Annotated in this window: 6 protein-coding genes; 3 read left to right on the forward strand and 3 right to left on the reverse strand. The window is 60.7% G+C overall.

The window, feature by feature from the left end:
- Nucleotides 1–138: 138 nt before the first annotated feature.
- The 3 genes from AC53L6_RS07710 to AC53L6_RS07720 form a co-directional block, all read right to left on the reverse strand.
- The gene (locus AC53L6_RS07710; protein ID WP_496907423.1) at nt 139–1,716 is read right to left on the reverse strand and encodes an ABC-F family ATP-binding cassette domain-containing protein; all 1,578 of its coding nucleotides are present in this window, start codon (nt 1,714–1,716) and stop codon (nt 139–141) included.
- Nucleotides 1,717–1,929: 213 nt separating this feature from the next.
- Nucleotides 1,930–2,772, reverse strand: coding sequence for a ParB/RepB/Spo0J family partition protein (locus AC53L6_RS07715; RefSeq protein ID WP_496907424.1), 843 nt, complete (start codon nt 2,770–2,772; stop codon nt 1,930–1,932).
- A 128-nt stretch (nt 2,773–2,900) separates the two neighbouring features.
- Entirely contained in the window at nt 2,901–3,389 is a 489-nt protein-coding gene (locus AC53L6_RS07720) for a fasciclin domain-containing protein (protein WP_496907425.1), read from the reverse strand.
- 245 nt (nt 3,390–3,634) lie between these two features.
- On the opposite strand from AC53L6_RS07720, the gene AC53L6_RS07725 reads away from it, so the two are divergent.
- The 3 genes from AC53L6_RS07725 to msrQ all read left to right on the forward strand — a co-directional run bounded on the left by AC53L6_RS07725 (nt 3,635) and on the right by msrQ (nt 6,708).
- The gene (locus AC53L6_RS07725) at nt 3,635–5,128 is read left to right on the forward strand and encodes an FMN-binding glutamate synthase family protein (protein ID WP_496907426.1); all 1,494 of its coding nucleotides are present in this window, start codon (nt 3,635–3,637) and stop codon (nt 5,126–5,128) included.
- A 72-nt stretch (nt 5,129–5,200) separates the two neighbouring features.
- Nucleotides 5,201–6,106, forward strand: a complete 906-nt coding sequence (gene msrP / locus AC53L6_RS07730; RefSeq protein ID WP_496907427.1) for a protein-methionine-sulfoxide reductase catalytic subunit MsrP — start codon at nt 5,201–5,203, stop codon at nt 6,104–6,106.
- Nucleotides 6,106–6,708: a protein-methionine-sulfoxide reductase heme-binding subunit MsrQ gene (msrQ, locus tag AC53L6_RS07735; protein ID WP_496907428.1), complete on the forward strand. Its 603-nt coding sequence runs from the start codon at nt 6,106–6,108 to the stop codon at nt 6,706–6,708. Before msrP ends, msrQ begins: the two co-directional genes overlap by 1 nt.
- The last annotated feature ends 355 nt before the right edge of the window (nt 6,709–7,063 follow it).

Genomic DNA, 7,063 nt, shown 5'->3' on the forward strand with positions numbered 1-7,063 from the left:
GGCTGCAAAGCGGCAATCATCGCAAACATTCAATGGCAGCCTTGGGCCGGAATCGCCCAGAAGCCCACTCTAAACTTTGCAGTTTTGCAATGTCGGCTTCCTGCGCTTTGCGCGACCCGCGGTATTGGCGATGCGGGATCATGGCAAGGTGAGCCTGCGCTCTATTCCAATCCGGTCCAGAAACTCCTGGTCATGGCTGACCACAAGGATTGCGCCGTCATATGCGCTGAGGGCGGCCTCCAACGTCTCGACCGCTTCGATATCGAGGTGATTGCTGGGTTCGTCCAGCAGGAGGAGTTGGCGCGGCTGGCTTTGCCCGAGGGTGCAGGCCAATCCGGCGCGCAGGCGTTGTCCGCCGCTGAGCGCGCCGATGCGTTGGTGGGCGTCATCCCCCCGAAAGAGGAAGCGGGCGAGGGCGGCGCGCCGGGTGTTTTCGCTGGCCCCGGGGTCGATGCGGGCGAAGGCGTCGCGCACCGTTTCTTCTGGATCGAACAGGCTGAGATCCTGATCGAGAAGCGCCACCGGGACATGGAGGGCGATGGAGCCGGTTTGGGGCTGGAGATCGCCGTGAATGCAGGCGAGCAAGGTTGATTTGCCCGAGCCGTTTGCGCCCGTGATCGCAATGCGTTCCGGGCCGCGGATGGTGAGGGACACATCGGTGAGGATGGGCCGATCCTGTTGGTATCCGAAGTGCAGGTTGTCGACCTGCAAGACGTTGCGCCCGTCGACCAAGCCGGAGGGCGGGATGTCGATGGTGAGAGGTTGCAGAACCTCGAGTGCTTCGCGTGCGTCTTCGAGGGTGGAGTCTGCCTTGTCCATTTGACGGTTGCGCAATCGGGCGGCGGAGGCGCCTGATCCTTCGCTGCGTTCTTTCGCGGCGTCGAGCACGAGCTTTGACTGGCTGCCTGAGGCGCGCAACTGCCTGCCTTGCCGGTCGGTGCGGGCCTTGCGTTCGGCCGCCAGCCGCACCCGCGCCCGGGTGTCGGCCACCGCGCGTTCTGCGCGGGCCAGATCAGTTTCTGCCGCTGCCAGTTCGGCGGCTTTCATGTCCCGATAGGCGGCGTAGTTGCCGCCATAGGTGCGTGCGCCAAGCGTCGTCAGTTCGACAATGGCGTCCATCTCGGCCAGCAGGGTGCGGTCGTGGCTTGCGACGATGACGCAGCCTTGCCACGTGCGCAGGGCATGGATCACCTGTGTGCGTCCAAGGTGATCGAGGTGGTTGGTTGGTTCGTCCAGCAAAAGCGCATCCGGTTCCGCGAACATGAGTGCCGCGAGCCCTGCGCGGGTGCGTTGGCCGCCGGATAGTGCATTAAGCGGTGTCTCTGGCGGTTGGTCCAGGCCCATGCTGCCCAAGGCGGCGCCCAAGCGCGCCTCGAGTGTCCAATCTGCATCTGCCAGATCATCTGCCGTCGCTTCGCCTTTTTCGGCGCGGGCTAGAATGGCAAGTTGGTCCGTCACGCCGAACAGGTCGGACAGGGTCGCGTCTTTGCGCTGCTCGGGGTTTTGTTGCAGGAACCCGACCTTTGGGGGCTTTGTTATGGTGCCGGACGAAGGGGTGATTTCGCCCGCAATCAGGCGCAGAAGCGTTGTCTTGCCGGTCCCGTTGCGCCCGACAAGGCCCGTCCGGCCAAACCCGAATGTCAAGTTCAGATCGGTGAAAAGAGGTGTGTTGTTCGGGGTGTGCCAGCTGAGGCCGGCCAGAACGATAGGGGACATGGAAAGTGCTCGCTATTGGAAACCGTGGAGGGGTCAAATGGCGAGTGTGCAATCCATGTTCTGGGTCCCGTTGGAGTTACGCTTGATATAATAGTGATGGGCAGGTGCGGATACAATGTGCAGGGTCGGCTGAACTGAAGTTTTGCCAACCTTCAAGAGCACGCTTAGCTTTTGCTCGCCCTCTGTTTTCGATGAACCGTGTTTGCCGCAGGTTTAATGCGCTGGCCCAAACACACGCTCGATCGTTTCCATCACGTCGTCCATCAGCCCCGGCACCTTGGCCTCGGGTCCTGAAAAGCGGAGAATCCAGCCGGAGCGCGTGAGTTCACGGCGGATTTGCAGACCTTGGGCGAATTTGATCGACCGGCGTGGGGCGTTGTGGGTGTTTGGGGCGGCGTCTCCGCTTTGTGGATTGAGTGCTTCGGTGATCACCGGTTCGAGTGCTGCCCATTGGCCATTGAGCGTGCCGCTGCGGGATGTGCGGAGGGCGTCAGACAAGAGGTCTTCCCACCCGGCGCGGAGCGCCGAGGCCAGCCGTTCGATGCGTGCGACCGACAGCCGTTCAGGTGTGGCAAGCGACCCGTCGAAGACCTGCACCACCAGCACGATGCTGCGCAGCCGTGCTTTCTTCTGACGCGAGAGCGTGCCGAACAGGGCGCTGAGTGCGGCGTCTTCGGTGTCGAACAGATCGGAGCGGACGCAGTCGAGGATGAGCCGCCCTTTCTCCCACGGGCTGATCTGGGCGCGGATTTCGTTTTCCGTCACCATGCAGGCGAGCGCGTCGGGAATGTCCTTGGGGGTTCGCAGGAAGGCGGGGATTGTCTGATGCTCAAGCGTGCGGGCGGCGGCGAGGCGGCGGAAGCCGGAGATCAGACCGTAGCGGTGGCCGTCGCGGGGTTGGCTGAGGTGCCAGACTTCGATGGGTTGGCGCAGGCCCGAGGTGAGGATGGACATTTCGAGTTCGTTTTGCGCCTCGGCGTCGTGCGTTTCGCGGTCGCGCGGCAAAGCGTGTGCGTCGATCTGGGAGAGCGGGATGTGATGGAGGGGGTCGGTCATCTTGGGCCTCATGTGCTGCGAATGTGCAGTATGGGGCCGGAACCGGGGTGTTGCGTCTGGGGTGGAGGCCCCGTGCGGTGGGGCCCCCGGTGTTCTGGTGCGGGATCCGGGGACCCCGCGTCGTTGGTTTAGCTGCTTGTTTCGGGCAGGATCACCTTGTCGATCACGTGGATCACGCCGTTCGAGGTTTCGATGTCGGCGCTGACGACATTGGCCTCGTCGACTTTTACGCCGTCGTCGAGGTCGATGGTGACGGCGTCACCCTGAACGGTGGTGGCTTCCATGTCGTCCTGCAGATCGGTCGACATCACTTTGCCCGGGACAACATGGTAGGTCAGGATGGCGGTCAGCTGGTCCTTGTTCTCGGGCAGCAGCAGGCTTTCGACTGTGCCTTCGGGCAGGGCGGCGAACGCTTCGTCCGTGGGTGCGAAGACGGTGAAGGGACCCTCGCCTTTCAGCGTGTCGACCAGGCCGGTGGCCTGGACTGCGGCAACGAGTGTTTCGAAGGAGCCTGCACTGACGGCTGTGTCGACGATGTCTTTTTTGGCTGTACCGGCGAACGCGGCAGTTGCAACGGCGGCGATTGCGACGGAGGCGAGAAGTGTCTTGCGGAACATATGAGTGTCTCCCTTAATAGGTTGCGATACCCGTCATGCGGCATCGAAAGGGAAACGCGTGATATCGGTGTATGGATCACGTGGAAATTTTTCCCACACTATCTTGAAACGCGCCATTGAGCCCCTAAGCTGGGCCGTCTTCACATTTCCACTCACGACTTTGTTAAGCATGGCAGAAACCCGCCTGTGCTTGCTTCCTTGTTCCGGGCTTTGCACAGTGTGCGGAACTTTAGAGGGATGGTGTCGTGGGATTTGCAATGTCTGTGCTCGAGGTTCTGGTCCTCGGCTTCTTTTTCATTATTGGTTTGGCGGTTGCCGTGGCTTTGGTCATGTTCGTCATCGACCGGGCCCAGACCCACGATGCGATCCGGCGGAATTATCCGGTCATCGGGCGGTTCCGGCATTTGTTCTCGACCTTGGGGGAGTTCTTTCGCCAATACTTCTTTGCCATGGACCGCGAGGAGCTGCCGTTCAACCGGGCGCAGCGTGAGTGGATCAAGCGGGCGGGCGAGGGGGTCAGTAACACGGTGGCCTTTGGATCGACCCGCAACCTGAATGTTGTCGGTACGCCGATCTTTGTGAATGCGGCCTTCCCTCCGCTTGAGGATCAGTTTGCCCGCACCGCCCCCATGGTGATTGGTGAGGGCGCGCGTACACCTTACACGGCGCGGTCGTTCTTCAACATTTCCGGCATGAGTTATGGCGCCATTTCCAAACCGGCCGTGCGTGCCCTGAGCCGGGGTGCGAAAGAGGCGGGTGTGTGGATGAACACGGGCGAGGGCGGGATCAGCAAGTATCACCTTGAGGGTGGTTGCGACATCGTCTTTCAGATCGGCACGGCCAAGTTCGGTGTCCGCGATGAAGAGGGCAACCTGAGTGACGACAAGCTGCGCGAGGTGGCGGCCCACAAGCAGGTGCGGATGTTCGAGATCAAGCTGGCGCAGGGGGCCAAGCCGGGCAAGGGGGGGATCCTGCCCGGGGCCAAGGTGACGGAGGAGATTGCCGGTATCCGCGGCCTGCGTGTTGGTCAGGATGGGATTTCGCCAAACCGCCATGCCGAGGTGAATGACTGGAATGATCTGCTGGATCTGGTGTGCCACATCCGCGGTGTGACCGGGAAGCCGGTGGGGATCAAAACCGTTGTGGGGGCAGAGCACCCGGTGGCCGAGCTGTTTGCCGCGATCAACGCGCGGGGTGCGGCCTGTGCGCCTGACTTTATTACAATAGACGGTGGTGAGGGCGGAACGGGTGCGGCACCCATGCCCCTGATCGATCTGGTGGGCATGTCGATCCGCGAGGCGCTGGTTGCCGTTGTCGATTTGCGGGACGAGGCGGGCCTGAAGGATCGCATTCGCATCGTCGCCTCGGGCAAGCTGGTGAACCCGGGCGATATTGCCTGGGCGCTGGCGGCGGGCGCTGATTTCATCACCACCGCGCGCGGCTTCATGTTCAGCCTGGGCTGCATTCAGGCGCTGAAGTGCAACAAGAATACATGTCCCACCGGCATCACCACGCATGACAAGCGGTTCCAGAAGGGGCTGGTGGTCGAGGACAAGGAAAAGCGGGTGACCCGCTATGCCCGTGAAATCATCCACGAGGTTGAGACCATTGCGCACTCTGTTGGCGTGGCAGAGCCACGGATGATGCGCCGCCGCCATGTGCGCATCGTGCAGGATGATGGCCGGTCGCGGCCGCTGAACGAAATCACTCCGAGTTACAACCCGGTGACAAGGGCGTGAGCGAATATCATTTTGGTAGCCGGTCAGACCCATCTATGTGCCATGGTGCTTGAAATCGTAGGAGACACCTGAATGGCCCATCGTTGGAAAAACACCCTCACGCGCGCCGACGCGACGCCGTTGGCGGCGTATATGAACCGTCGGCAGATCATGGCGGGGGCAATGGGTCTGGGACTGATCGGTGCGGCAGGCATGGCACGCAGCCAGGAGGCCGAGCTTGAGCCCAATTCCTGGGAAGACATCACACAGTATAATAACTTCTACGAGTTCGGGACGGGCAAGAGCGATCCGGCGCGCAATGCGCATACGCTGACGACCGAGCCGTGGACCGTTGCCATCGACGGGCTGGTCGACAATCCCGGCGACTATTCCATGGGTCAGATCATGGAGGCCATGACCATCGAGGAACGCATCTACCGCTTCCGCTGTGTCGAGGCGTGGTCGATGGTGATCCCGTGGAACGGTTTTGAGCTGGCCGACCTGTTGAACCTGGCCGGTGTGCAGGAGGAGGCGAAATACGTGGCCTTTGAAACGGCCCTGCGTCCGGACGAGATGCCCGGTGTGCGCTTCCCCGTTCTGGACTGGCCTTATGTTGAGGGTCTGCGTCTGGACGAGGCGATGCATCCGCTGACGATGATGGCGACGGGAATCTACGGCAAGCCAATCCCGAACCAGAATGGAGCGCCGATCCGCTTGGTGGTGCCGTGGAAGTATGGGTTCAAATCGATCAAGTCGATTGTGCGCATCACCGTCACCGAAGACGAGCCGCCCACCAGCTGGAACAAGGCGAACGGGCGCGAGTATGGCTTCTATAGTAATGTGAACCCGGAAGTGGATCACCCGCGCTGGAGCCAGGCGAGTGAGCGCATGGTTGGTGGTGGCCTGTTTGCCAAGCGACAGCCAACATTGATGTTCAACGGGTACGAAGAAGACGTGGCCAGCCTGTACGAAGGCATGGACCTGCGCGCGAATTTCTGATGCTGGTGGATCGGATCAATCAGGCGGCCCGCAAGGTCCCCACATGGGCAGTGTATATAGTGTACCTGATCCCGGTCCCCGTACTTCTATATATGGCACAGACTGGGGGGCTTGGCCGTGAGCCTATCAACGCCCTTGAGCGTGAGCTCGGAGAGATCGCTCTGCAGCTTGTGATCATCGGCTTGTGCATTTCGCCTTTGCGCCGGTTCATGGGCGTGAACCTGATCAAGTTCAGACGGACCATGGGTGTGCTCGCCTTTACTTATGTCGTGCTGCATCTGCTGGTGTGGGCGGTGCTGGATGTGCAGTCCATTGACCGGGTCGTGGCGGACATCATCAAGCGCCCGTACATTACAATAGGGATGGCCGCGTTTATCCTGATGCTGCCGCTGGCGCTGACGTCGAACAATAGATCCGTGCGGTGGCTGGGCGCTGTCTGGCGTCGGCTGCATCTGCTGACTTATCCGGTCGCGATTCTGTCCGGTGTGCACTTTGTCTGGCTCAGCAAGGGGTTTCAGTTGGAGCCACTAGTGTATCTGAGCGTGATTTTGGCGCTTTTGGCGCTGCGTGTTCCTACTTTGGTCAGAAAAGTAGCAGCCTGAGGTGTGTTTTGCCCTGAATCGGGCGCGGTCCGCGTCGCGAGTCGGGTGTGAATCGGCGGTCGGGAACGGAATTTTCAGAAAATCTGCGTGCTGAAGCGGTGAATCGGGCGACTCGCTCGGTTGAATCGGCTGCGATTCACCCGAGTCTGGCCACTGAGTCTGGTGAGTCTTGGGGATAGGTCTGTGGATAACCCCATATGTTGATGACAGGCGTATGACGGAGCGCATGGGCGCGGGTAATTTTATACCGATCTGACCCAAGGTCCGCGAAATTTGATTGCTTAACCCTCTGTTTTTTCGAGGAAAATGAGGTTTTTTGGAAAAAAATGCGTTTTCTTCAAAAAAGCACTTGCGG

This window comes from Tateyamaria sp. LSS28, from assembly GCF_059611725.1.

Coding starts and splice junctions, on each gene's coding strand:
- AC53L6_RS07710 (WP_496907423.1), bottom strand. CDS start 1,716: ATGTCCCCTATCGTTCTGGCCGGCCTCAGCTGGCACACCCCGAACAAC.
- AC53L6_RS07715 (WP_496907424.1), bottom strand. CDS start 2,772: ATGACCGACCCCCTCCATCACATCCCGCTCTCCCAGATCGACGCACAC.
- AC53L6_RS07720 (WP_496907425.1), bottom strand. CDS start 3,389: ATGTTCCGCAAGACACTTCTCGCCTCCGTCGCAATCGCCGCCGTTGCA.
- msrP (WP_496907427.1), top strand. CDS start 5,201: ATGGCCCATCGTTGGAAAAACACCCTCACGCGCGCCGACGCGACGCCG.
- msrQ (WP_496907428.1), top strand. CDS start 6,106: ATGCTGGTGGATCGGATCAATCAGGCGGCCCGCAAGGTCCCCACATGG.